Genomic DNA, 25,111 nt, shown 5'->3' with positions numbered 1-25,111 from the left:
GACCCCCATGACGACGACCTGGGACGCCGCGTCGCTGCAGATCGTGTGGCAGCGCCTCATCTCCGTCGCGGACGAGATGGCCGCGGTGCTGCTGCGCACCGCGTTCTCCTCCGTGGTGCGGGAGTCCAACGACCTGGCCTGCGCGGTGCTGACCGCCGACGGCACGCTGCTGGTGGAGTACGGCCGGTCGGTGCCGGTGTTCACCGGCACGGTGGCGGGCACCGCGACCGCGATGGTGGCCGAGCTCGGCAAGCAGAACCTGCGGCCGGGCGACGTGGTCGCCACCAACGACCCGTGGTTCGGCAACACCCACCTGCCCGACCTCACGGCGGTCACGCCCGTGTTCCGCGACGGCGAGATCGTGGCCTACGTGGCGAGCATCTGCCACCTGTCCGACATCGGCGGCACGTCCGAGGGCGCCTTCGCGCAGGACGTGTACGAGGAGGGCTTCTGCCTGCCGCCGGTGAAGCTCGTCGAGGAGGGCGTGCCGAACGCCCTGGTGCGCCGCATCCTCGCGCGCAACGTCCGCGTGCCCGGGCAGGTGCTCGGCGACGTCGACGCCCTGGTCGCGGCGAACGCGCTGGGGGAGCGGCGGCTGCAGGCCATGCTCGACGCCGACCCCGACCTCGACCTGCGGGAGGCCGCCGAGCACATCTGCGGCGCCACCGAGCGCGCCGTGCGTCGCTCCATCGCCGCGATCCCCGACGGCCGGTACACGGCGTCGGTCGACCTCGACGGGTTCGAGGAGCCCAAGACGATCCACGTCACCGTGGACGTCGCCGGCGACGAGCTGGTGGTCGACTACGCCGGGACGTCCCCGCAGTCGCGGTTCGGCATCAACTCCGCGTCCCCGACCTACGGGTACACCCGGTACGGGCTGGCGTGCCTGCTCGCGCCCGACGTGCCGAACAACGAGGGCGCCCTGCGTCCCGTCACCATCCGGGTGCCCGAGGGCTCCCTGCTCAAGCCGACGAAGACGGCCGCGGTGTCGGCCAACTTCCCGGCGCACGCCATCCCGGCGGTCCTGTCCCGCGCGCTGCTCGGCCCGCTGCCCACCCGGGTGTCGGCCGCCGCCGGCACCCCGTTCTGGGTGGTCGGCATCCGCGGTGAGGCGGCGGACGGCCCGTTCGCGTCGCTGCTGTGCTTCAACGGCGGCCAGGGCGCCTCGCAGGGCCAGGACGGCTACGCGACGCTGTCCACCCCGTCGAACGTCTCGAACACCCCCGTCGAGGTCGTCGAGTCGCAGGTTCCGGTGCTCGTCGAGGCCAAGCGGATCGTCCGCGGCTCCGGCGGCGCCGGGCGGTGGACCGGCGGCGAGGGGCAGGAGGTGGTCGTGCGGTCCGTGCACGACGAGCCGCTGGACATCGTGTTCCTCACCGAGCGCATCGAGCACGCCGCCCCCGGCCTGGCGGGCGGGCAGGACGGCGCCACCGGCCTGCTGCGCGTGGACGACGTCGACGTGGCCGCCCCCAAGGGCAGGACCGCCCTGCAGCCCGGCTCGCGGATCCTGCTGCGCACCCCCGGCGGTGGCGGCTACGGCGCCGCCTGACCCCGCCCCCCGAACCGAGAGGACCTCCGACATGACCACCACCACGACCGCCGACTGGGCCGTCCCCGGCAGCACCGTCCTGCCGCCCAAGGGCCGGCTCGCGCTCAAGCTCCGCGCGGGGCAGCGCGTCACCGTCACCGACCTGGAGGGCCAGCAGGTGATGGACTTCATCGCCTCGATGGTCGACGACCCGGACGAGCGGCTGTCCGCCATGTTCACCCGCGTCTCGTCCGGCAAGTGGGACCTGAAGCAGGGCTACACCATCTACTCCGACCGGTGCCGCCCGATGTTCCGCGTCGTGCACGACGACAACGGCACGCACAACATGACCGGCGGCTACTGCACCCGGTACTCCAACGCCATCCGGTACGGCGTCGAGGAGACGTGGGGCTGCCTCGACAACCTCATCGGGGACTGGGAGGAGCTGGGCCTGGACGTCACGGCCATCAACCCGGACCAGTGCATCTCGCTGTTCATGAACATCCTCCACCACCCCGACGGGCGCATGGAGATCGTCGAGCCGACCACGTCGGCGGGCGACCGGATCGTCCTGGAGGTGCTCAGCGACGTGTACGTCGGGTTCTCCAACTGCCCCGAGGAGCACAACCCCTGCAACGCGTACCACGTGACGCCGATGGCGGTCACCGTCGAGTGACGCGCGGCGTCCCGGTGCCGGCGGGCCTCACCGCTCGTCGGCGCCGGGGCGCAGCGCCCGCAGGGCGTTGAGGATCGCCAGCAGGTCGACGGCCTCCTGGCTCACGGCCCCGAGCACCGGCGGGATCGCGCCCAGCGCGGCGACGCCCATCAGCACCACGGACAGCGCCATGCCGATCCAGATGCTCTCCAGGGCCACCCGCACCGTGCGGCGACCGACGCGCACCGCCGCGACCGTCCGGGACAGGTCGTCCGTGAGGACCACGACGTCCGCCGACTCGCTCGCCGCGGTCGAGCCCCGCGCACCCATCGCCACGCCGACGTCCGCCGCGGCGAGCACCGGGGCGTCGTTGACGCCGTCGCCGACCATCATCACCGGGCGCGTCGGCAGGTCGCGCACCAGGCGCACCTTGTCCTGCGGCAGGCACTGCGCGTGCACGCGGGTGATGCCGACCTCCGCGGCCACGTGCCCGACGGTCGCCGGGGCGTCGCCGCTCAGCACCAGGCGCTCCGTGATGCCGAGCGCCTCGAGCGCGTCCATGGTCGCGCGCGCCTCGGGCCGCGGGTGGTCCCGCATCACCAGGGTCCCGGCGGCCCGGCCGTCGACCGCGACGTACACCGCGAGCTCGCCCGGCCCCAGGGGCTGCTCCACCACCCCGGTCGCCGACGCGGCGACGTGCGCGCGCTTGCCGACCACCACCAGGTGCCCGCCGGTGCGCGCGGTGACGCCCGCCGTCGCCTCCTCGCGGGCGTCCACCGCCGGCGCGAGCGGCAGCCCGCGGGCCGCGGCCGCCGCCAGGACGGACGCCGCGAGCACGTGCGACGAGTACTGCTCCGCGGACGCCGTCGCGGCCAGCAGGTCGTCCGCGGTCCACGGCGGCACGGGGTGCACGGCGACCAGCTCCGGCCGGCCGGACGTCAGCGTGCCGGTCTTGTCGAACGCGACCGCCCGGACCGCCGCCAGGCGCTCGAGCGTGCCGGCGTCCTTGACGATCACCCCGCCGCGCGCGGCCCGGCTCATGCCGGCGAGGAACGCCACCGGCGCGGCCAGCAGCAGGGGGCAGGGGGTCGCGACCACCAGCACCGCGGCGGCCACCGTCGGGTCGCCGTGCCACCACCAGGCCGCGCCGGCCACCGCGAGCGCCAGGACCGTGAACGGCGCGGCGTACCGGTCGGCGAGCCGCACCACCGGCGCGCGGGACTCCGCGGCCTCCTGCACCATCGCGACGATGCGCGCGTACTGGCTGTCGGCCGCGGCGGCGGTCGCCCGGACCACCACGGCCTGCTGGGTGTTGAGCGCGCCGGACAGCACCGGGTCGCCCGCCCGGTGCGTCACGGGCAGGCTCTCCCCGGTGAGGGACGACTCGTCCAGGTCGGCCTCGTCGCTCACCAGCGTGCCGTCGACCGGCAGCACCTCCGCCGGCCGCACCAGCAGCAGGTCACCGGCCCTCAGCTCCGCGACGGGCACGTCGACGGGCGTGCCCGCCGGGTCCAGGCGGTGCGCGGTGGTGGGCGCCCGCTCCAGCAGCGCCCGCAGCTCCGTGCGCGCCCGGGTCGCCGCGGCGTCCTCCAGCGCCTGACCCCCGGTCAGCATCAGCACGACGACCAGGGCCGCGACCGTCTCGCCGACGGCGACCGTGGCGACCACCGCCGTCACCGCCAGCAGGTCCACGCCCCACCGGCCCGCGCGCAGCTCCCGCACCATCGCGACCGCCAGCCGCGCCGCCACGAGCAGCGCCCACGCCGAGCCGACCCACCGGGCGACCACGGGCTGCCCCGCGGCCCCGAGCGACGCCGTCAGCAGCCCGACGGCGAGCGTCACGGCGACCAGCGGGTAGCGCCGCACCGCGGACGCCAGCCGACGCGGCGGGCGGTCCGGGGGCGTCCCGGGTCGTGCGGGGAGCATGGCCGGTGCGGTCGTCACGGTGGCCTCCTCCGCGGCCTCCTCCCGTGGGCCGCTGTCCTCGGTGGTCCCTCCACGGTACGTGCGGCTGCGGGGCGGCCCGCGGGGCCGGAGGTCCCAGGCCCCACCGTGCCGGACCCGGCAGGCGCCTACCGCGGCATCTTGACGGCGGTGCCCAGGACCTCCCCGGTGAGGGAGTCCACGACGACCCAGGTCCCGGCCGTGGAGGAGTCGGGGACCACGGGCGAGACGGAGTCGGCGAGGGGCCCGCAGGTCCTCCGGTCCCAGGTCGAGGCGACCGAGCCGGTGTCGCCGTCGAGCACCGCGACCGCCGGGTGCTCGCGCAGGACGTCGGGCCACTGGGCGGGGTCGTGCTGGACGTGACCGTCCTCGTCCGCCGGGGTGCCGTTCCACCACCCCTCGAGGTTGTCCTCCTGGGGCATTCGCGGCGGGAACTCGGCGCACAGGTCCTCGACCGGCTCCGAGGTCGCGGCGTCCCGCTCCGGCGTCGCGGGCGCGCTCGCAGGCGCCCGGCCGGTGCTGCTGCCGGACGGGGGAGCGGTCGGTGACTGGGCGGTCGTCGGGGTGTCCGCAGTGGTGCAGGACGTCACGAGCGCCAGGACGACGACGCAGGCGAGGGTCGTGGGTCCCGGGCGGTGTCGCATGGTGGCTCCGTGCCGGACGAGGGCTTCCCGTGGTGCTGAGCAGGCGTTCGGCGACTGTAGCCGACGCAGGAGGGGACACGAGGGTGATCCGCGTGACCGTCACCGGATCGCCGCGTCCGCGGGTGGTACCGGTCGCACGGCGCCCGACGGACAAGTGGAACCCCCGCCACCGCGAGGGTGACGGGGGTTCCGGTCGTGCGGGTCAGGCGCTACGGGAGCAGCCGTGACACCTGACGATCACACGTCGTAGTACAGCTCGAACTCGTGCGGGTGCGGGCGCAGCCGGATCGGGTCGACCTCGGCGGAGCGCTTGTAGTCGATCCAGGTCTGGATGAGGTCCGGCGTGAAGACGTTGCCGGCGGTCAGCCAGTCGTGGTCGGCCTCGAGGTTGTCGAGCACCTCGGCGAGCGAGCCCGGGACCTGCTGGATGAGCGCGTGCTCCTCCGGGGGCAGCTCGTACAGGTCCTTGTCGACCGGCTCCGGCGGCTCGATGCGGTTCTGGATGCCGTCGAGGCCCGCCATGAGCATGGCCGCGAAGGCCAGGTACGGGTTGGACGACGGGTCCGGCACGCGGAACTCGATGCGCTTGGCCTTCGGGTTCGAGCCGGTCACGGGGACGCGGATGCACGCCGAGCGGTTGCGGGCCGAGTAGACCAGGTTGACCGGCGCCTCGAAGCCCGGGACCAGGCGGTGGTAGGAGTTCACCGTCGGGTTGGTGAACGCCAGCAGCGACGGGGCGTGCTTGAGCAGGCCGCCGATGTACCAGCGGGCGAGGTCGGACAGGCCGCCGTAGCCCTTCTCGTCGAAGAACAGCGGCTTGCCGTCCTTCCACAGCGACTGGTGCACGTGCATGCCCGAGCCGTTGTCGCCGAACAGCGGCTTCGGCATGAAGGTCGCGGTGCGGCCCTCGGCGTGCGCCACGTTCTTCACGACGTACTTGAACAGCTGCACCTTGTCGGCCGACTTGGCGAGCGTGTCGAAGCGGTAGTTGATCTCCGCCTGGCCGGCGGTGCCGACCTCGTGGTGCGCGCGCTCGACCTGCAGGCCCAGGGCGTCGAGCTGCAGCGAGATCTTGTCGCGCAGGTCGGCGAAGTGGTCGACCGGCGGGACCGGGAAGTAGCCGCCCTTGTACGGGGTCTTGTGGCCGAGGTTGCCACCCTCCTCGACGCGGCCCGTGTTCCAGGCGGCCTCGATGGAGTCGATCGAGTAGTACGACGTGTTCTGCTTCGTCTCGAAGCGCACGTCGTCGAAGATGTAGAACTCGGCCTCGGGGGCGAAGAACGCCGTGTCCGCGATGCCGGTGGACCGCAGGTACGCCTCGGCCTTGGCGGCGACCTGACGCGGGTCACGGCTGTAGGGCTCGTCGGTGTACGGGTCGACGATGTGGAAGTTCAGGCAGAGGGTCTTCTCGGTGCGGAACGGGTCCAGGTAGGCCGTCGTCACGTCCGGGATGAGCTTCATGTCCGACTCGTTGATGGCCTGGAATCCGCGGATCGAGGACCCGTCGAACATCTGGCCCTCGACGAAGAAGCTCTCGTCCACGGAGGCGGCAGGCACGTTGAAGTGCTGCATCACGCCGGGCAGGTCGCAGAACCGGACGTCGACGAACTTGACGTCCTCGCTCTTGATGAAGGCCAGGACTTCCTCTGGCTTGCTGAACATCCGCTGCTCCTCGGGTTGGCTTGCCCTCAGTCGGGCACGTCGAGGCTAGGGCGGCGCAGTTTCCCTCGGGTGTACCGATTGTTTCCGACGTGTTACGTGACCCCCGTGCCGCGTTGCGACCGTGTGACGTGGGGGTGCGGGCACCCCGTGCGGGGCCGGTTACCGTGGTCGCATGGTCGATCGCGAGGACGTCGGGTCGTGGCTGTCCGGCCCGCCCACCGGTCAGCCCGGCACCGCCCGGGGGAGCCGGCTCGGGCTGCCGCCGGAGGGTCGTGGGTCGCAGGCGCCGATGGGCCGGCGGGTCGTGGCGCTCGTCGTCGACTGGTTCGTCTGCCAGCTCATCGCGTTCGCGTTCTTCCCGGCCGACGCGCAGGCGTGGGCGACGCTCGCCGTGTTCGCGCTCGAGAACGTGCTGCTGGTCGGCACGACCGGCACGACCCTGGGGCACCGGCTGCTCGGCATCCGGGTGCGCCGGGTGGCGCCGCCGCGCACGCTGCTCGACACCGGCGACGGGCCCGCGCCCGACGCCGGGCCGGACGTCCCCCCGAACCTGCTGCTCGGCCTCGTCCGCACGGTCCTGCTGTGCCTGGTGATCCCGGCCGTCGTGTGGGACGCGGACGGCCGCGGGCTGCACGACCGCGCGGCGGGGACGGCGATCGTCCGCCGCTGACCCGCTGACCCGCTGACCCGCTGACCCGCTGACCCGGCCGCTGCTCACCCACCCACTGCCCTGCCGTTCGGATCCGAATGGCCGGACGCGCCGGGCGTGTCGGGGCGTACGGATCCGAACGGTCGGAGACAGCGGGTGCGCCGGAGCGTACGGATCCGAGCAGCCGGAGACAGCGGGCGTGCAGGGGCGTACGGATCCGAACGGCCGGACGGGCCGGGCGTGCAGGGGCGTAGGGATCCGAACAGGCGGACGCGCCGGGCGTGCCGGGCCTTCGGGATCCGAACGGACGGAGGCAGCAGGGTGGGGGTGGCGGGTCGACGCCCGAGCCCGCCCGACAGCCCGACCGGGTCAGCGGCCGCGCATGCCCTTGCGGTCGGGGCGCACGCGCAGCGGGTCGATGCCCTTGGGCACCGGCATCTTCACGGCACCGAGCGCCTGGAGGCGCTTGACGACCTCGCCGACCTCCTGCTTGGTGAGCTGCGGCTTGAGGCGCTGCACCTTGCGGGCGAGCTGCGGCAGCGGGACCTGGCCCTCCTCGCGGCCGACCTCGATGACCGTGATCGGCACGCCCTGCAGCACGCGCGCGGTCCGCTTGCGCTCGGACTCGAGCAGCTTGTCGACCCGGTGCGCCGGGCCCTCGCCGATCAGCACGATCCCCGGCCGGCCCACGCCGCGGAACACCATGTCCTGGGTGCGCGGGGCGACGGCGACGGGCTCCTGCGTGAACGTCCAGCCGCGGCGGATGGTGCCGAGCGCGGAGATCGCGGCGCCCGGCTGGCCCTCGATGCGGGCGTAGGCGGCGCGCTCGGCCCGGCGCGTCAGCGTGAACATGGCGGCGAGCGCCGCGAACGGCAGGCTCAGCAGCAGCATGTACAGCCACGGGCCCCACAGCAGGCCGATGAGCAGACCCACGGCGACGACGCCGAAGAACACCGCGAGGATCAGCCAGGTGACCGCGGCGTCCTGCTCGCGGGTCATCTGGTACGCCTGCCAGACCTGGTGGTACCACCGGGTCTTCTTCACCTTGGCGGGCTTCGCGGGCGCGCTCGCGGACGCGGACTTGTCACGGGCCATGACCGTGGAGTCTACCGGCGTGCGGGGGTCCGCCGGACGTCGGCGGCGGGGACCTCCGTCCCTGGCGCGGGGGTGACGGGGCGCGCGAGCCTGGGCGGACAGCCGCGGCACGCCGGGCCGGGGCTCGGAGCGCGGGGGAGGCGACGATGCGGGTCCTGGTGACGGTGGCGTCCCGGCACGGCGGGACGAGGGAGATCGGTCAGGCCGTCGCGCAGGTCCTGCGGGACGCGGGTCACGACGTGACGGAGGCGGACCCGGACGAGGTCCGGGCGCTCGACGGCTACGACGCCGTCGTGCTCGGCTCGTCGGTGTACGTCGGACGGCTGGCGGCGGCGCTCCGGGAGCTCGTGGACCGGCTGGCGGGCGCGCTGGCGTCGCTGCCGGTGTGGCTGTTCTGGTCCGGGCCGGTCGGCACGCCGCCGCTGCCCGCGGGGGAGCCGGACGACGTGGGTGTCGTCGCCCGCCGGGTCCGCGCCCGGGAGACCCGGTGCTTCGCGGGCCGGCTGGAGCGCGAGGAGCTGGGGCTGGCGGAGCGGGCGCTGGTCGCGATGATCGACGCGCAGCCCGGTGACTTCCGGGACTTCGAGGACGTCGAGGAGTGGGCGGCGGGGATCGCCCGCGAGCTGTCCCGCCCGCAGCGCGTCGAGCGGGGCTGAGCGCCGCGTCCGGGCGGGTCAGCCCGCGCCGCGGCGGGCCACGAGCAGCAGCAGGTGGCGCAGCTGCTCGACCTGCTCGGGTGTCAGCCCCTCGGTGACGAGCTGCTCGGCCGCGACCGGGTCGGAGGCCGCGAGCACGGCCGCGCGCCCCGCGTCGGTGATGGACACCTGCTGCTTGCGCCGGTCGGTCGCGTGCGCGGTGCGCGTGATGTAGCCGGTCCGCTCGATGCGGGCCAGGACGCGGCTCATCGTCTGCTCGGTGACCTCGCACAGGGCGGCGAGCTCGGCCTGGGTGCGGGGTCCGCGCAGCAGGATCACGAGCACGGGCTGGCTGGCGTGGTTGAGCTCCCAGCCGGCGAGGTGGCTGTTCCAGTCGCGCTCGACGCGCCGCGCCGCCGCGGACAGCAGGCGGCCGACCGGCCAGCCGGAGGGGTCGGGGGCGGCCATCGCCGCCCAGCGGGGGTGCTGGTCGGCCGCGCCGTGCTCCCCGTGCCGCTCCACCTGGTGTCCCTCCTGGCGCCCCCGGCGCCGCGTCCCCGGCTCATGTTGCCGGAAGCGCGCGCGTCGCGCATAGTGCTCAGCATGCTGAGGATCTGGCGTGGGGTCGGGAGCGGTCTGCTGGTGCTGGCGCTGGCGGCCGCGTGGCTGGCCGTCGGGGCGTTCGGCGGCATGGCGCAGGGCCGGCTGTCGCAGGTGCAGACCAACGACTCGGCGGCGTTCCTGCCGTCGTCCGCCGAGTCGACGCGCGCCGCGGAGCTGTCGTCCGGGTTCACCGAGGCGGAGTCGCTGCCCGTGCTGGTCGTGCTGGCGCCCGAGGGCGGCGGGGCGCTCGACCCGCAGGCGCTCGCCGTCGTGCAGCCGGTCGTCGAGGACCTGCCGGGCGTCGCGATCCCCGGCGCGGACCCCGCCGCGGGAGACCCCGCCACCCTCGGGGACGTGCTCACCGGCGAGCCCGTCGTCGTGCCCTCCGAGGACGGCGAGGCGCTGCTGGTCCCGCTCTCGCTCGACGCGGACGCGACGGAGCAGGCGCTCGCCGACGACGAGAGCGTCGTGGGGGGCGTCGTCCAGGCGGTGCGCGACACGCTCGCGGACGAGCTCGGCGCCACCGCGGACAGCGCGGGGGAGGCGGGGCTGAACGCCTGGGTCACCGGGCCCGGTGGCTTCGTCGCGGACCTCACCAACGCGTTCGGCGGCATCGACGGCGTGCTGCTGCTCGTCGCGCTCGGCGCCGTCCTCGTCATCCTCGTGCTGGTGTACCGCTCGCCGTTCCTCCCGCTCGCGGTCATCCTCACGGCGGTCTTCGCGCTCTGCGCCGCCGCCCTGGCCGTCTACCACCTCGCCGACGCCGGCACCCTGACCCTCAACGGGCAGGCGCAGGGCATCCTCTCGATCCTCGTCGTCGGCGCGTCCGTCGACTACGCGCTGCTGATCGTCGCCCGGTACCGCGAGGAGCTGCGCCACGTCGAGCGGCCCGCCGCCGCGATGCGCCGCGCCCTGCGCCGCAGCCTCGAGCCGATCGCCGCGTCCGCGGGCACCGTCGTCGCGGGCCTGCTGTGCCTCCTGCTGTCCGACCTGGCGTCGAACCGGAGCCTCGGCCCGGTCGGTGCGCTCGGCATCGCGTCGGCGTTCCTCGCCGCGTTCACCCTGCTGCCGCTGCTGCTCCTGGTGGCCGGCCCGCGTTCCCGGGCGCTGTTCTGGCCGCGCATCCCGCGGCCGCACGCCGCGGCGCACGTCGCCGGTCCGGAGGACGCCGGTCCGGCCGACGCCCCGGAGGAGCCGGACGCGGCGGGCGCCCGCGCCGGCGCGCACGTCGCCGCGGGGAGCGCCCCGGACCCGCTGCCCGCCACGGGCCTGTGGGGTCGTCTCGCGCGCTGGGTCGGGCGCCGCGACCGCGTCGTGTGGGTCGTGACCAGCGTGGTGCTGCTCGGCTGCGCGGCGTTCGTGCCGACGTTCCAGGCGTCGGGCACCAGCCAGGCGGACGTGTTCCTGACGGACGTCGACTCCGTGGCCGGCGAGGAGGTGCTCGCCGCGCACTTCCCGGCGGGCGTCGTGCAGCCGGCGGTGGTCGTGGTGGACGCCGACGAGGCCGACGCGGTCGTCGAGGCCGCGCTCGGCGTCGAGGGCGTGCAGGCGGCGGCGCCGTACACCGGTGCGTCCGCGACGGGCGCACCGGGCGGCGCGGGCGGCGCGGGTGCGGGTGACGGCGCAGCGGCGGGCGACGGGTCCGGCGACGGGTCCGGCGACGGGGCGCAGGGTGCCGCGGAGCCTGCCGAGCCGGTCGTGGTCGACGGCCGCGTCCGGGTCGACGTGACCACCGAGGCCGCCGCCGACACCACCGAGGGCGTCGCGACCGTCGGGCGCCTGCGGGACGCCGTCCACGAGGTCGCCCCCGACGCGCTGGTCGGCGGTGCGGCGGCCGAGACGCTCGACGCCCAGGACGCCGGCACCCGCGACCTGCGGGTGATCGTGCCCGTCGTGCTCGTGGTGATCCTGCTGATCCTCATGCTGCTGCTGCGGTCCGTGCTCGCCGCGGTGCTGCTCATGCTGGCCAACGTCCTGTCGTTCGCCGCCGCGCTCGGCGTGGCCGCCGTGGTGTTCGACCACGTCCTCGACTTCCCGGGCGCGGACCCGGCCGTGCCGCTGTACGCCTTCACGTTCCTCGTGGCGCTCGGGGTCGACTACTCGATCTTCCTCATGACGCGGGTGCGCGAGGAGAGCGCGCGCGTCGGCACACGGGACGGCGTGCTGCGGGGCCTGGCGGTCACGGGCGGCGTCATCACGTCGGCGGGCGTCGTGCTGGCGATGACGTTCGCGGCGCTCGGCGTCATCCCGCTGCTGTTCCTGGCGCAGCTCGCGTTCATCGTGGCGTTCGGCGTCCTGCTCGACACGCTCGTGGTGCGCAGCCTCCTCGTGCCCGCTCTGGTGCACGACGTCGGCGCGCGCACCTGGTGGCCGTCCCGCCTGTCCCGGTCGCCCGCCGGCAGCGACGCCCCCGGGGCCGGGGAGGACGGGGCGCGGGCCTAGGGTGTCGGCCATGACGGACGCGCTGCGGGTGGGACTGGTCGGCTACGGCTCGGCGGGGCGGGGGATCCACGCGCGCCTGCTGCGGGACGTCGGCGCGCAGGTGGTCCGGGTGGTCAGCCGCAACCCGGCGCGTGCCACCGCCGCGGAGCGGGACTGGCCGGGTGTCGCCGTCGACGCGGACGTGCCGGCGCTGCTCGCGCACGCCGACGCGCTGGACGTCGTCGTGGTGGCGAGCCCGACCGGCGACCACGTCGAGCACGTCCGCCTCGCGCTGGCCGCCGGGCTGCCGGTGGTCGTCGACAAGCCGCTGGCCCCCACCGCCGACGAGGCCGCCGAGCTCGCGCGCCTCGGGGCGGAGGCGGGCGACCGGCTGACCGTGTTCCAGAACCGGCGATGGGACCCGGAGCAGCTCACGCTGCGGGCCCTGCTGGACGCGGGGGAGCTCGGGCGGGTGCACCGGTTCGAGCGGCGGTGGGAGCGGTGGCGCCCCGTCCCGCAGGACCGCTGGAAGGAGAACGACACGCGCGCCGGGGGGCTCCTGCTCGACCTCGGCGCCCACCTGGTCGACTCGGCGGTCCAGCTCTTCGGACCCGTGGCGTCGGTGCACGCCGAGCTCCGCAGCCTCACGACGCCGGCGACCGACGACGTGTTCCTCGCGCTCACGCACGCCGCCCGGCCGGACGGCACCGCGGTCATCAGCCACCTGCAGGCCGGTGGTCTCGTCGGCGCGCCCGGTCCCCGCACGCGCGTGCTGGGCGACCGCGCGGCGTACCTCGTCACCAGCTTCGAGGGGGAGGCCACGCCGTTCTCCGGGCTCGACGACGAGGTGGGCGGTGAGCACGAGGGCTGGCTGGTGCACGGCGACGAGCGCGTCCCCGTCCGCCGGGCCCCCGGAGGGCACGCGGACTTCTACCGCGCGGTCGAGGCGTGGGTGCGCGGCGCCGGGCCCGTCCCCGTCGACCCCGCGGACGCCGTCGTCACCGCGCGGGTGCTGGACGCCGCCCGGGTCGCCGCGGACGAGGAGCGGGTCGTCCGGCTGGACGGCTGACCCCGCGGCCGCCGCGCGCCACCGGCGGGGGTCAGGGGAGCAGCGCCGCCGCCGCGGCCTCCGGGGTGGGGTGCCGGTGGACGAAGCCGGCCGCGGTCAGCGCGTCGGGGACGGCGCGCAGCGACCCGAGGATCTCCTGCGAGAACTCCCCGAGCGCCACCCGCAGCGCCCACGCGGGGACGGGCAGGACGGCGGGCCGGTGCAGGCGTGCGGCGAGCGCACGCACGACCTCGACCTGCGTCGCCGGCTGCGCGACGAGGTTGACCGGCCCGGACACCGGCGCGTCGAGCAGGTGCAGGACGGCACGCACCTCGTCCTCCAGGGTGATCCAGCTCCAGTACTGCCGGCCGCTGCCGAGCGGGCCCCCGAGCCCGAGACGCACTAGCGGCAGCAGGCGGCCGAGCGCCCCGCCCCGCGCCGACAGCACGATGCCGGTCCGCAGGAAGGCCACCCGCACGTCCGGGTGCTCGACAGCGGGCGCGGCGGCGGCCTCCCACCGCCGGACGACGCCCGCCAGGAACGTGTCGCCGTACGGCTCGTCCTCCGTGACGACGTCGTCGCCCCGGTCGCCGTACGCGCCGGTGGCCGACCCCTGGAGCAGCACGCGGGGCGGGGAGTCCAGGCCGGCGAGCGTCGACGCGATGAGGCCCGTGCCGCGGGTCCGGGACTCCAGCACGACGCGCTTGCGGTCGGCGGTGAGCCGCTTGTCGCCGACGCCGGCGCCGGCGAGGTTCACGACCGCGTCCGCACCCGCCAGGGCCTCCGGCGGGAGCACGCCGGCGTCCGGGTCCCAGGTGCGCTCGTCCGGGGTCCGCGCGGGGCGCCGCACGAGGCGTCGCACCTGGTGCCCCTCCGCCGTCAGCCGCGCGACCAGCGCCGTCCCGATCAGCCCGCTCGAGCCCGCCACCACGACGATCATGCGCCGACCCTACGCGCGAGGGGCCGTCCACCGCGCGGCGTGCAGCCCCTAGGGTGGGGCGCCATGGAGGCCGCCGCCCGACCGACCGCCGGCACGCCCGCGCCCGGGCCCGCGCGTGCCGCCGGCCCGCCGCCGCTCGCCGTGGTGGCCGCCGAGGCCGGCGTGTCCGTGCCGACCGTGTCGAAGGTGCTGAACTCGCGCCGCGACGTCGCGGAGGCGACCCGGGCGCGGGTCGCGGAGGCCCTGGCCCGGCACGGGTACACGGTCCGTCCGTCGGGCAGCCGCCGCACCGGGCTGATCGACCTGCGCGTGGTCGACCTCGACTCGACGTGGGCGGAGGCGGTGGTCCGGGGCGCGGCGCAGGCGGCGTCGCGGCTGGGCTCGGACCTCGTCGTGACGGTCGACCCGGATGCGCAGGCCTGCGGTGCGTGGGTGCGGCACGCGCTCGACCGCGGCACCGACGGCCTGGTCAGCGTGGTGGGGGTGCCGGACGCGGCGTCGCGGGCGGAGCTCGCCCGGGCGCAGGTCCCCGTGGTGGTCGTCGACCCGCGCACGCGCTGCGACCCGGACGTGCTGGTGGTCGGGGCGACGAACTTCCGGGGCGGGCTGGACGCGACGGCGCACCTGGTCGGCCTCGGGCACCGGCGCATCGCCACCATCACCGGCCCGCTGGAGCAGGACAACGCGGTCGCGCGGCTGGCGGGGTACCGGACCGCCCTGATCCAGGCGGGCATCGGCGGCGACGACGACCTGGTGCGCACCGGCGACTACTCGGTGGACGGCGGCTTCCGGGCGGCGAACCTGCTCCTGGAGCTCGACGACCCGCCGACGGCCGTCGTGGCCGGCAGCGACGACACCGCGCTCGGCGTGCTGCGCGCCGCACGGGAGCACGGGCTGCGGGTGCCGGACGACCTCGCGGTGACCGGCTTTGACGACCTGCCGGTGGCGGCGTGGCTGGACCCTGCGCTCACCACCGTGCGGCAGCCGCTGGCGGAGATGGGGGACGCCGCCGTGAGCCTCGTCCACCGCGCCCGGGAGGGGCAGCGGGGCCCGGCGCACCTGGAGCTGGCCACGACGCTGGTGGTGCGGTCCTCGACGGCACCGCCGCGCTGAGCGGTCGCACGGGTCGCACCGGGTCGCACCGGACGGGCCCGGGGCTGCGCCGGGACGCGGCGGACGTGCCCCCGCGCCGGACGACGCGGGGGCACGGGCGGTCCGCCCGGGCGGGGATCAGGCCCGGCGCCGTGCCCGCGCGACGAGGAGCGCCGTCCCGCCGGCCAGCGCCGCGAGCGCGACGCCCAGCGGCAGCGCGAGCGACGCCCCGGTGGTCGCGAGGTCGCGCGGCGTCCCTGCCGTGGTCGGCCCCTCGGCGGACACGCCGCCGTCGGCGCCGTCCCGGGGCTCCTCGGCCCCGGGCTCCACGACGCCGGGCACGTCCGGGCCGGGCTGCGGCCCCGGCGCGGGCGCGGGCGCCGCGGGGACGCGTAGCGTCACGGCCTCGCCGGTCACCGTGATCCCGGCGTCGTTGGTCGTCGAGACCGCGAGCGTGTGCTCGCCGGGGGTCGTGACCGCGGGGACGTCGCACGCCCACGCGCCGTCGGCGTCGACGTCCGCCGTGCACCACGCGGCGCCGTCCGGCCCGGCGACCGTCAGGTGCGCACCGGGCTCGCCGGTGCCGGCCAGGCGCTCGATGCGCGCGACGGTCGAGCCCGGCGCCGGGTCCGCGACGACCGGGGTGACGGGCGCCGCCGCCGACGAGAACACCTCGGCGGCGAGCACGGGACGCAGCCGCTCGGTCATGTCCGGGCCGACGACGTGGTCGCGCAGCAGGCCGTCGCCGAGGTAGTTGCCGATCGCCGCGACGATCATCGCCTGGTCGAGCGAGAGGTGGCGCTGCGCCACGGTCCCGGACCGCACCGCCACGGCGTCCGCGAACCCGCCGGGCCCGTAGACGTCGAAGTCGGACGCCAGCCGCGTGAGGTTCTCCACGACGCCCTCCGGGTCGTACTCGAGGCCCAGGAACGCCGCGTGCGGCGTGACGACCCCGTCGCCGAACTCGGGTGCGGGGTTCGTCGCCTCGCGGCAGCCGTGGAACCCGAGGTCGACGTCCGTCGTGCCGTCCGACAGGTAGCCGTCGGACCGCAGGCCGAGGGAGTCGACGCCGTACTCGGCGTAGCCGCCGTGCGGGTTGCTGGCGGGGGAGAAGCCCCAGTAGCCGTAGCCGGCCACGTCGAGCCCGTGCCGCTTCTGCGCCTGGACGACCAGCGGGTGGTTCACGCCCCAGGACCGCGGTGCCCACTCGGACTCCGGCACCAGCATGTCCGGCATCAGCGCCTCGAACATCGAGCCGCCCCAGCCGGGGACGAGCGCCGTGTCGCCGTCGTGGTAGACGCCCTCGTAGACGTCGACGCCGTCGTAGGTGCGCGTCACGCCGCTGGGCCGCTGCTCCTGCCAGGACCAGTCGCACGTCGACGGGAAGGTCCGGTAGGTGCCCCAGTAGGCCTCCGGCGGGATCTCCCCGTCCGCGATGCCGAGGTACAGCGCGATGCGGGTCTCGGACACCGTCGTGTCGTAGTGGTGGCAGGTGTAGTAGACGGTCGTGCCGCCCTGGTAGTTCCCGGGGACCGAGCAGCCCGACGGCTCCTCGTCCCAGAACCCCCCGCGGATCAGCCCGACGCCGAGGTCCGGCCGGCCGTCCGGGTTGTAGTAGACGCCGAAGTGCATCGAGTCGTAGAGCGCGGTGGCGTCGTCGGCGAGCCGGGGCTCCGCCGACGCGACCACGCGCAGCGCCGCGGCGAGCCAGCCGTTGTCGACCGACGACAGGAAGTGCTCCACGACGGCGCCGTCGTCGGGCCAGGTGTCGACCCGGTCGCCCGTGGCGGGGTCGTACCAGTTGTAGAACATGCCCGACTCGTCGTGCCGGTCCATCGTGCCGAGCGTCGCGAGGGTCGTCGACATGCGCTGGTAGGCGTCCTCCGCGTCGAGCAGGCCCAGGTCGCGCGCGACGACGGTCGACCACAGGTAGCCGCCGATGTTGGTGGGCGACGTGTACGCGCTGGCGGTCGCCGGGTCGAGCGAGCTCTCGATGTTGTCCGCGACGAGCCCGGTGGCGGGAGCCGTCATCGCGTCGAGCGAGGTGTAGGTGTCGGCGAGCCAGGTGCGCAGCAGCGCGTCGTCGACGGCGGCGGGCACGGGCGCGGCGGCCGGTGCCGCGTCCGCCCGGGCCACCGGGGCCGTGGCGGTGCCGGCCAGGGTGGCCGCGAGGCCGAGCCCGAGCGCGGCGACGCCCGCGGCCAGCGCCCGACCGCGGGGACGGCGGGCGCGGCCGGGGTGTGCGGGCGGTGCGGGCGGTGCGGGGTGGTCGGGTACGGGCGGGGTGCTGGGGCGCGGGTCGGGCGGGCGCTGCTCAGTCATCGGTCACATCCTCGTTGGCCGGAGCCGAAATTTCGACGTCACTTGTCGAAATGGCGCCAGCACGCTAACGGGGGCGACCGGCAGCGTCAACGCGGGACGGCCGCGGACGTGCGAACGCCCCGGCGGCCACGAGGGCTGCCGGGGCGTCCGCGCGCTGCGGTCAGGCGCAGGTCAGAGGCCGACCTCCGCCTCGAACGCGCCCTCCTCGATCCGCTGCTTCACGGTCATCAGGTACCGCGAGGCGTCCGCGCCGTCCACCAGGCGGTGGTCGTACGACAGCGCGAGGTAGCACATGGACCGGATCGCGATGACCTCGGCGCCGTCCTCGTCGGTCGTGACGACGGGCCGCTTGACGATCGTGCCGGTGCCCAGGATCGCGGACGTGCCGCCCGGGACGATCGGCGTGTCGAACAGCGCGCCGCCCGAGCCGGTGTTGGTCACCGTGAAGGTCGCGCCGGACAGCTCGTCCGGGGTGACCTTGTTCGCGCGGGTGCGGCCGGCGAGGTCGGAGATCTTCCGGGCGATGCCCGCCAGGTTGAGGTCGCCGGCGTCGCGGATCACGGGCACGACCAGGCCGCGCTCGGTGTCGACCGCGATGCCCACGTTCTCCGTGCCGTGGTAGGTGATCTCCTTGCCCTCGAGCACGCCGTTGATCTTCGGGTGCACCTTGAGCGCCTCGACGGCGGCCTGCACGAAGAACGGCAGGAACGTGAGGTTGACGCCCTCGCGGGCCTTGAAGGAGTCCTTCGCCTTCGCGCGGAGCCGCGCCACCTTGGTGACGTCGACCTCGACGACGGTCGTCAGCTGCGCCTGGCTGTGCAGGGCCTCGACCATGCGCTCCGCGATGACCTGCCGCAGGCGGCTGGCCTTCTCGGTGGTGCCGCGCAGCGGGGACGGCTCGACCGGCTTGGCCGGGGCCGCCGGGGCGGACGGGGCCGACGGCGCGGCGGGGGCCTGCGGGGCGGCGGCGGCGCGGGCGGCCTCCTCCGCCTTCGCGGCGGCCTCCAGCACGTCCTCCTTGCGGATGCGCCCGCCCACGCCGGTGCCGGTCAGCGTCGCGACGTCGACGCCCTTCTCGGCGGCCAGCTTGCGGACCAGCGGCGTGAGGTACGAGCCCTGGGCCTGCGCGGGGGCGGCCGGGGCCGGCGCGGGCTGGGCGGGCGCCGACTGCGTCGGGGCGGGCACCGGGGCCGGGGTCGGCGCGGGGGCCTTCTCCGGCGCGGCGACCTGCGGCGCGGCCTCGGTCGCCGCGGGGGCGGACGCCTGGGCGGCGCCGTCCTGCGCCGGGGCCGAGGCCGAGGCCGTCGGGGCCGAGCCCGATCCGATCACGGCGAGCGGGGCGCCGACCTGGGCGGTCTCGTCCTCGCCGACCAGGATCTGCTGCAGCGTGCCGGCGAACGGCGACGGCACCTCGGTGTCGACCTTGTCCGTCGAGATCTCGAGCAGCGGCTCGTCGACCTCGACGGTGTCGCCGACCTGCTTCAGCCAGCGGGTCACGGTGCCCTCGGTGACGGACTCGCCGAGCGCGGGGAGCGTGACCTGCTGGCCGTCGCCGTCCTGCGCGGCGGCGGCCGGTGCGGCCTGCTCCTGCGCGGCGGGCGCGGCTGCCTCGGCCTCGGGGGTCGGGTCGCCGTAGCCCTCGCCCTGCGTGGTCTGCTCGGCGGGCGCCGGGGTCTCCTCCTGCGCCGGGGCGGCCTCGGCCGGGGCCGAGTCACCGCCCGCGCCGGACCCGTCGCCGATCACCGCGAGGACCGCGCCGACCTCGGCGGTCTCGTCCTCCTGGACGAGGATCTGCTCGAGGACGCCGGCGAACGGCGAGGGGACCTCGGTGTCCACCTTGTCGGTCGAGATCTCCAGCAGGGGCTCGTCGACCTCGACGCGGTCGCCCACGTTCTTGAGCCAGCGGGTGACGGTGCCCTCGGTGACGGACTCGCCGAGGGCGGGAAGCTGCACGTTGTCGGACATGACCGCTCGTGTCTCCTTCGATGCCTAGTGGTCAGTTGTGGGCGTGCAGCGGCTTGCCGGCGAGCGCCAGGTGCGCCTCGCCGAGAGCCTCGTTCTGCGTCGGGTGGGCGTGCACGAGCGCCGCGACGTCCTCGGGGTAGGCGTCCCAGTTGACGATGAGCTGGCCCTCGCCGATCAGCTCGCCGACGCGGGCGCCGATCATGTGGACGCCGACGACCGGGCCGTCCTTCTGCCGCACGAGCTTGACGAAGCCCGTGGTCCCGAGGATCTGGCTCTTGCCGTTGCCGCCCAGGTTGTACTCGAGGGTCTCGACGGCGTCGGCCCCGTGGACCTCCTTGGCCTTCGCCTCGGTCAGGCCGACGGACGCGACCTCCGGGTCGGAGTACGTCACGCGCGGGATGCCGGACTCGACGATCGGCTGCGGGTTCAGGCCCGCGATCTCCTCGGCCACGAAGATGCCCTGGGCGAACCCGCGGTGCGCGAGCTGCAGGCCCGGCACGATGTCGCCGACCGCGTAGATGCTGCCGACGCCGGTGTGCAGGCGCTCGTCGGTGATGACGAAGCCGCGGTCCAGCGTGATGCCCTGCTCCTCGTAGCCGAGGCCGGACGTCGACGGGCCACGGCCCACCGCGACCAGCAGCAGGTCCGCGTCGAACGTCTTGCCGTCCTCCAGCGAGACGTGCACGCCGTTGTCGTCCTGCGTGACGCCGGAGAACCGGACGCCCAGGTTGAAGGCGATGCCGCGCTTGCGGAACGCCCGCTCGAACGCCTTCGACAGCGCCTCGTCCTCGTTGGGGACCAGGTGGGGGAGCGCCTCGATGATCGTGACGTCCGCGCCGAACGACTTCCAGACGCTCGCGAACTCCGAGCCGATGACGCCGCCGCCGAGGATGATCGCGGACTTCGGCACCCAGTCGAGCTGCAGGGCCTGGTCGGACGTGATGACGCGCCCGCCGATCTCCAGCCCGGGCAGCGACCGCGCGTACGACCCGGTGCCGAGCACGATGTGCCGGCCCGTGACGCGCTGGCCGTCCACCTCGACGGTGTCCTGCGCGACGAGCTTGCCGTAGCCCTCGATCACGGTGATCTTGCGCGACTTGATGAGGCCCTGCAGGCCCTTGTACAGGCGGCCGATCACCGACGCCTTGTACTCGTTGACGCCGTTCATGTCGATGCCCGTGAGCTGCGTGTGGACGCCGAAGTGCGAGCCCTCGCGGGCGTTGTCCGCGAGCTCGGCCGCGTGCAGCAGGGCCTTGGTGGGGATGCACCCCTTGTGCAGGCAGGTGCCGCCGACCTTGTCGGCCTCGATGAGGGCGACGCTCATGCCGAGCTGGGCGCCGCGGAGCGCAGCCGCGTAGCCGCCGCTCCCTCCGCCCAGGACGACGATGTCGAAAGCGGACCCGGTCGTGTCGGACACGTGAAGACTCCTCCGGCGCAGACATGTGTGGAACGCGGTGCTCCGCGACCATCTTGTCATCTCCACCTAGGCCGGACGACCCAGACCACCGGCCACGACGTGTGATTCTGGAGACAGTCATCCCATGTCTGGGTGCCGCCGGGCCGGAGTCGGCCCGCCGGGTGAATCCCCACCGGGTCCCCGGGCGCGCCGGTTACCCTCACCGCATGGGTCTGTTCTCCCGCCTGCGCCGATCGCGCCCCGCCGGCCCCGCGCCCGAGTCCGCGCCCACCGGCCGCGCCGCCCGCGAGGAGACCCTCGAGCACCTGCGCGAGTTCACCCGCACCCGCGTCGGCGTCGAGGCGTACGTCGAGCCGCAGACCAACGTCACCCAGACGACGATCATGCTCATCGCCACCGACGGCGAGTGGACGCGGCGCCGGGTGCCCGACGCGCGCGCCGCCCACGAGCTGGCGCGCTCGCTCGGCCTGCCCGTCTACGACGTCCAGCGCACCGGCTACCCGCAGCGGATGCGCGACTGGAACAGCCGGCAGCGCATCGCGCGCGAGCGAGCGGCGCAGGAGCGCGCGGCCCGCCGCGCCACCGACCCCACCTGACGGCCCCACCGGCGCACCGTCCCGCGCCGCCGCCCGCATGCACCCGCTCGCCACCCCCTTCCCCTCGGAGGCTCCGAACGCGCTCGGAGGTCAGGGCGCGTCATCGGAGGGCTCCGCGGAGACCTCCGGTCTCCCGTCGGAGGCTCCGACGGGAGACCGGGTGGGGTGGTGGGCCGTCAGCGGGTCGCGCGGGACTCGATCAGGGCCAGGAGCGTGCGGAGGCCCACGCCGGTGCCGCCGGCCGGCGTGTAGCCGAACGGCGCCTTCTCGTTGAACGCCGGCCCCGCGATGTCGAGGTGCGCCCACGGGGTGGAGCCCACGAACTCCTGCAGGAAGATCCCGGCCGTGAGCATGCCGCCGAACCGGTCCCCGATGTTCGCGATGTCCGCGACCTTGGACTTCAGGCCGGCGCGCAGGTCGGCGGGCAGCGGCATCGGCCAGAACGCCTCGCCGGCGGCGTCCGCGGCGTCCACGACCTCGGTGCGCGTGGCGTCGTCGCCCATGACGGCGGACACGCGCGGGCCGAGGGCGACGAGCTGCGCGCCGGTGAGCGTCGCGATGTCCAGGACGACGTCCGGCTTCTCCTCGACGGCGGCGACGAGGCCGTCCGCCATGACCAGGCGGCCCTCGGCGTCGGTGTTCAGCACCTCGACGGTCTTGCCGCCGCGGATGGTCAGCACGTCGGACGGCCGCTGCGCCGTGCCCGAGGGCATGTTCTCCGCCAGGCACAGCCAGCCGGTCACGGCGACCGGCAGCTCGAGCCGGGCCGCCGCCAGCACCGTGTGCAGCACCGCCGCGGCACCGGCCATGTCGGACTTCATCGCGTCCATGCCCGCGGCGGGCTTGATGGAGATGCCGCCCGAGTCGAACGTGATGCCCTTGCCGACGAGCGCGACCTTCGCGGCCGGCCGGGACGGCGTGTACGCGACCTTGACCAGGCGCGGCGGGCGGGCCGAGCCCTGGCCGACACCCAGGATGCCGCCGTACCCGCCGGCGGCCAGCGCCTTCTCGTCCAGCACGGTCACCTTGAGCGAGCGGGCACCGGCGTCCTTGACCGCGGCCTTGGCGGCGTCCGCGAAGGCGGCGGGGTACAGGTCGTTCGGCGCGGCGTTGACCAGGTCGCGGACGCCGTGGACGGCGGCGGCGAGGACCTCCGCGCGGGCGACGGCCTTCGCGGCCGACTTGTCCCGGGCGCGCGGGGTGAGCACGACGACCTCGGCGGCGGGGGCCGCGTCGTCGGCGGAGCCGCCCGTGCGGTAGCGGGTGTAGGCGTACGCGCCGAGCAGCGCGCCCTCGGCGACCGCGGCGACCTGCACCGTGTCCTCCGCGGGCAGGGCGACGGCGACGGTGCGCACCCCGGTGAGCTCGCGCAGGGCGGCACCGGCGGCGCGGCGCAGCGCCTCGACGTCGGGGACGGCCCCGTCGACGGCGCCCAGGCCGGTCAGCACGAGGGTGCGGGCGGCCAGCGGGCCCGTGGCGGGCAGCCTGCGGACCTCGTCCGCGGCGCCCGTGATGCCGAGCACGCCGGCGAGCTCGCGCACCTGCGTCGCGGTCTCGACCGGCAGCCAGTCCGCCCCGACGACCCGCGGGCCGTCCGGGGAGCTGGCGACGGCGACGACGAGGGCGTCGGCGGTCTGGCGGGCGGGGTTCGCGGAGGTCAACGTCACTCGGGGCACCCGTCGATGCTAGCGGTGCGCCCGGTAGCGTGGGGCACCGTGACCGACGCCCTCCTCTTCGCCGTGGCCGCCGCGGCGCTGGTGCTGGCCGGCTGGGCCGGGTGGTTCGCGATCCGGGACCGCGCCGTCGTCCTGCGTCAGCTCTGGGGCGCCGCCGTCGTCGAGGCGCTCCTGCTGGTGCAGGCCGTCGTGGCGGGCGTCCGGCAGGCGACCGGGGCCGACCCCGCCGAGCCGGTGGTGTTCTGGGGCTACGTGGTGACGCAGCTCGTGCTGCTGCCGGCTGCCGCGCTCTGGGCCTTCGCGGAGCGCACCCGGTGGTCGTCGGTCGTCCTGCTGGTGGCGGCGGTGGCCGTCGCGTTCCTCCAGCTCCGCCTCGACCAGACCTGGGGGACCGCATGACCGCGACCGCCGCCGCGCGCGGACCGGCCCCGCGCAGCACCGCCACCGGACCGGGGCGCGTGCTCGTCGCGGTCTACGGCGTGTTCGCCCTCGCCGCCACGGCACGCGCCGGCTACCAGATCGCCGCCAAGTTCGACGAGGCGCCGCTGGCGTACCTGCTGTCCGCGCTGGCCGGGGTGGTCTACGTCGTGGCGACCGTCGCGCTGGCCCGGGACCACCGCCGCCTGGCGTGGGCGGCCGTCGCGGTCGAGCTCGTCGGGGTCCTCGTCGTGGGCACGCTCTCGGTGCTCGACGCCGGCGACTTCCCGGACGAGACCGTCTGGTCCGGCTTCGGTCAGGGGTACGGCTACGTGCCGCTGGTGCTGCCGTTCCTCGGCCTGGCGTGGCTGTGGCGCACCCGCGGACGGGCGGCCGCACCGGCCGCGACCTCGGCCGACGCGGCGCAGGACGGACGCGGGTCCCGGCCCGGCCGGGCGTCGGACCAGTAGGTTGGGCGGCGTGTACGGCCTCCTCTTCCGCCTGGTCTTCTCCCGCACCGACCCGGAGCGTGCGCACCACCTCGCGTTCACCTGGATCCGGCTCGCGTCGCGGGTCCCGGTGCTGCGCGACGTGCTGCGGGCGGCGCTGACGCCCCCGTCGTCCGGCGCCGTGCGGGTGCTCGGGCGCACGTTCCCGTCGCCGTTCGGCCTGGCGGCGGGCTTCGACAAGAACGCCGTCGGCGTCCCCGGCCTGACGATGCTCGGCTTCGGGTTCGTCGAGGTCGGCACCGTCACGGCGCAGGCCCAGCCGGGCAACGAGCGCCCGCGGCTCTGGCGGATCGTCGACCAGCGCGCCCTGCGCAACCGGATGGGGTTCAACAACGAGGGCGCCGTGGCGGTGGCGGAGCGGCTGCGCCGGCTGCGGTCCACCGCGTCGGGCCGCGCGCTCGTGGTGGGCGTCAACATCGGCAAGACGAAGGTGACGCCCGCCGAGGACGCGCCGCGCGACTACGCGACGAGCGCCCGGTACCTCGCGCCCTGGGCGGACTACCTGGTCGTCAACGTGTCGTCGCCGAACACGCCGGGGCTGCGGGACCTGCAGTCCGTCGACGCGCTGCGCCCGATCCTCCAGGCGACGCGGGAGGCCGCCGACGAGGCCGCCGCCGCGGCGCAGCGCCCCCGGGTGCCGCTGCTCGTCAAGATCGCCCCGGATCTCGCCGACGCCGACGTGGACGCGGTCGCCGACCTCGTCGCGGAGCTGGGGCTCGACGGGGTGGTGGCGGTCAACACCACGATCGCCCACGACCTGGGTGAGGGCGGCGTCTCGGGTCCGCCCCTCCTGGATCGCGGCCTGGTGGTCGTCGCCCGCCTGCGGCACCGGCTGGGCACCGGCCCGGTCGTGGTGGGCGTGGGCGGCATCAGCACCGCCGCGGACGCCCGGGCCTACCTGGCAGCCGGTGCGGACCTCGTGCAGGGCTACACCGGCTTCATCTACCAGGGGCCGTTCTGGGCGTCGCGCATCGGCAGGGCGCTGGCCGGCGACGTCGCCGCCGCCCGCACCGCCCGGCGGCCGGCGTGACCGCCGTGCGACCCCAGTGGGTCTGGGAGCTCACCGGGGCCCGGGGCGAGCTGCTCGACCGCCCGCTGTCGCCGGTGTTCGCCACGCGGTCGGACGCCGAGGAGTGGCTCGGGCTGCAGTGGCGCGCGCTGCGCGACCAGGGCGTGCACCGGGCGGGCCTGCGGAACGACGGCACGGCGGTGCCGCCCGTGCACGACCTCACGGCGGTGCCCGACCAGGTGACCTGGCGCCGGCCGGACTGACGCGTGCGGTGAGCGCCGCCC

The 25,111-nt window shown here is 75.5% G+C and carries 22 protein-coding genes; 12 read left to right on the top strand and 10 right to left on the bottom strand.

The annotated features are described in order from the left end of the window. The first annotated feature begins 7 nt into the window (after window positions 1–7). Window positions 8–1,549, top strand: a complete 1,542-nt coding sequence (locus P9841_RS03015) for a hydantoinase B/oxoprolinase family protein (protein ID WP_283320633.1) — start codon at window positions 8–10, stop codon at window positions 1,547–1,549. Window positions 1,550–1,580: 31 nt separating this feature from the next. Beyond that, the gene (locus tag P9841_RS03010) at window positions 1,581–2,204 is read left to right on the top strand and encodes a DUF1989 domain-containing protein (protein ID WP_283320632.1); all 624 of its coding nucleotides are present in this window, start codon (window positions 1,581–1,583) and stop codon (window positions 2,202–2,204) included. Between the two features lie 27 nt (window positions 2,205–2,231). Here P9841_RS03010 and P9841_RS03005 read toward each other — a convergent pair whose 3' ends face one another. The 3 genes from P9841_RS03005 to glnA form a co-directional block, all read right to left on the bottom strand. Beyond that, window positions 2,232–4,109: a heavy metal translocating P-type ATPase gene (locus P9841_RS03005; RefSeq protein WP_283321840.1), complete on the bottom strand. Its 1,878-nt coding sequence runs from the start codon at window positions 4,107–4,109 to the stop codon at window positions 2,232–2,234. A 146-nt stretch (window positions 4,110–4,255) separates the two neighbouring features. Beyond that, entirely contained in the window at window positions 4,256–4,771 is a 516-nt protein-coding gene (locus tag P9841_RS03000) for a hypothetical protein (RefSeq protein ID WP_283320631.1), read from the bottom strand. Window positions 4,772–5,008: 237 nt separating this feature from the next. After that, window positions 5,009–6,433: a type I glutamate--ammonia ligase gene (gene glnA, locus P9841_RS02995; RefSeq protein ID WP_283320630.1), complete on the bottom strand. Its 1,425-nt coding sequence runs from the start codon at window positions 6,431–6,433 to the stop codon at window positions 5,009–5,011. 172 nt (window positions 6,434–6,605) lie between these two features. Here glnA and P9841_RS02990 point away from each other — a divergent pair, with 172 nt between their 5' ends. Then, entirely contained in the window at window positions 6,606–7,103 is a 498-nt protein-coding gene (locus tag P9841_RS02990) for an RDD family protein (protein WP_283320629.1), read from the top strand. Window positions 7,104–7,451: 348 nt separating this feature from the next. Here P9841_RS02990 and P9841_RS02985 read toward each other — a convergent pair whose 3' ends face one another. Next, window positions 7,452–8,177 (bottom strand): DUF4191 domain-containing protein, encoded by a 726-nt coding sequence (locus P9841_RS02985; RefSeq protein WP_283320628.1) that lies wholly within the window; start codon window positions 8,175–8,177, stop codon window positions 7,452–7,454. A gap of 146 nt (window positions 8,178–8,323) precedes the next feature. Here P9841_RS02985 and P9841_RS02980 point away from each other — a divergent pair, with 146 nt between their 5' ends. Beyond that, window positions 8,324–8,833, top strand: coding sequence for a flavodoxin domain-containing protein (locus P9841_RS02980; RefSeq protein ID WP_283320627.1), 510 nt, complete (start codon window positions 8,324–8,326; stop codon window positions 8,831–8,833). An 18-nt stretch (window positions 8,834–8,851) separates the two neighbouring features. Here P9841_RS02980 and P9841_RS02975 read toward each other — a convergent pair whose 3' ends face one another. After that, a complete protein-coding gene (locus P9841_RS02975) occupies window positions 8,852–9,334 on the bottom strand; it encodes a MarR family winged helix-turn-helix transcriptional regulator (RefSeq protein WP_283320626.1) in 483 nt (160 codons plus the stop codon). An 81-nt stretch (window positions 9,335–9,415) separates the two neighbouring features. Between P9841_RS02975 and P9841_RS02970 the strand changes: the two genes are divergently transcribed. Both P9841_RS02970 and P9841_RS02965 read left to right on the top strand, forming a co-directional pair. After that, window positions 9,416–11,857 (top strand): MMPL family transporter, encoded by a 2,442-nt coding sequence (locus tag P9841_RS02970; RefSeq protein WP_283320625.1) that lies wholly within the window; start codon window positions 9,416–9,418, stop codon window positions 11,855–11,857. A 10-nt stretch (window positions 11,858–11,867) separates the two neighbouring features. Then, window positions 11,868–12,905: a Gfo/Idh/MocA family protein gene (locus P9841_RS02965; protein WP_283320624.1), complete on the top strand. Its 1,038-nt coding sequence runs from the start codon at window positions 11,868–11,870 to the stop codon at window positions 12,903–12,905. Window positions 12,906–12,936: 31 nt separating this feature from the next. On the opposite strand, the gene P9841_RS02960 is transcribed toward P9841_RS02965, so the two are convergent. Continuing rightward, window positions 12,937–13,824, bottom strand: coding sequence for a TIGR01777 family oxidoreductase (locus P9841_RS02960; RefSeq protein WP_283320623.1), 888 nt, complete (start codon window positions 13,822–13,824; stop codon window positions 12,937–12,939). A gap of 63 nt (window positions 13,825–13,887) precedes the next feature. On the opposite strand from P9841_RS02960, the gene P9841_RS02955 reads away from it, so the two are divergent. Further along, window positions 13,888–14,937: a LacI family DNA-binding transcriptional regulator gene (locus P9841_RS02955; RefSeq protein WP_283320622.1), complete on the top strand. Its 1,050-nt coding sequence runs from the start codon at window positions 13,888–13,890 to the stop codon at window positions 14,935–14,937. Window positions 14,938–15,054: 117 nt separating this feature from the next. Here P9841_RS02955 and P9841_RS02950 read toward each other — a convergent pair whose 3' ends face one another. The 3 genes from P9841_RS02950 to lpdA all read right to left on the bottom strand — a co-directional run bounded on the left by P9841_RS02950 (window position 15,055) and on the right by lpdA (window position 20,620). Further along, a complete protein-coding gene (locus P9841_RS02950) occupies window positions 15,055–17,238 on the bottom strand; it encodes a glucoamylase family protein (RefSeq protein WP_283320621.1) in 2,184 nt (727 codons plus the stop codon). 171 nt (window positions 17,239–17,409) lie between these two features. Continuing rightward, the gene (sucB, locus tag P9841_RS02945) at window positions 17,410–19,203 is read right to left on the bottom strand and encodes a 2-oxoglutarate dehydrogenase, E2 component, dihydrolipoamide succinyltransferase (protein ID WP_283320620.1); all 1,794 of its coding nucleotides are present in this window, start codon (window positions 19,201–19,203) and stop codon (window positions 17,410–17,412) included. 31 nt (window positions 19,204–19,234) lie between these two features. Continuing rightward, the gene (gene lpdA, locus P9841_RS02940) at window positions 19,235–20,620 is read right to left on the bottom strand and encodes a dihydrolipoyl dehydrogenase (protein ID WP_283320619.1); all 1,386 of its coding nucleotides are present in this window, start codon (window positions 20,618–20,620) and stop codon (window positions 19,235–19,237) included. Between the two features lie 206 nt (window positions 20,621–20,826). Here lpdA and P9841_RS02935 point away from each other — a divergent pair, with 206 nt between their 5' ends. Continuing rightward, window positions 20,827–21,216 (top strand): oxidoreductase, encoded by a 390-nt coding sequence (locus tag P9841_RS02935; protein WP_283320618.1) that lies wholly within the window; start codon window positions 20,827–20,829, stop codon window positions 21,214–21,216. 176 nt (window positions 21,217–21,392) lie between these two features. Here P9841_RS02935 and P9841_RS02930 read toward each other — a convergent pair whose 3' ends face one another. Then, the gene (locus P9841_RS02930) at window positions 21,393–22,892 is read right to left on the bottom strand and encodes a leucyl aminopeptidase (protein WP_283320617.1); all 1,500 of its coding nucleotides are present in this window, start codon (window positions 22,890–22,892) and stop codon (window positions 21,393–21,395) included. 39 nt (window positions 22,893–22,931) lie between these two features. Here P9841_RS02930 and P9841_RS02925 point away from each other — a divergent pair, with 39 nt between their 5' ends. From P9841_RS02925 to P9841_RS02910, 4 genes are read left to right on the top strand one after another with little or no spacing between them, the layout of a single operon-like run. Then, the gene (locus tag P9841_RS02925; protein ID WP_283320616.1) at window positions 22,932–23,291 is read left to right on the top strand and encodes a hypothetical protein; all 360 of its coding nucleotides are present in this window, start codon (window positions 22,932–22,934) and stop codon (window positions 23,289–23,291) included. Then, entirely contained in the window at window positions 23,288–23,779 is a 492-nt protein-coding gene (locus P9841_RS02920) for a hypothetical protein (protein ID WP_283320615.1), read from the top strand. The genes P9841_RS02925 and P9841_RS02920 overlap by 4 nt, the downstream gene beginning before the upstream one ends. Window positions 23,780–23,789: 10 nt before the next feature. Further along, window positions 23,790–24,848 (top strand): quinone-dependent dihydroorotate dehydrogenase, encoded by a 1,059-nt coding sequence (locus P9841_RS02915; protein WP_283320614.1) that lies wholly within the window; start codon window positions 23,790–23,792, stop codon window positions 24,846–24,848. Between the two features lie 5 nt (window positions 24,849–24,853). After that, window positions 24,854–25,090, top strand: coding sequence for a hypothetical protein (locus tag P9841_RS02910; RefSeq protein WP_283320613.1), 237 nt, complete (start codon window positions 24,854–24,856; stop codon window positions 25,088–25,090). Window positions 25,091–25,111 lie beyond the last annotated feature (21 nt).

This window comes from Cellulomonas sp. ES6, assembly GCF_030053835.1.
Lineage (GTDB): Bacteria > Actinomycetota > Actinomycetes > Actinomycetales > Cellulomonadaceae > Cellulomonas.
This window is presented reverse-complemented; position numbering and strand designations above follow the sequence as displayed.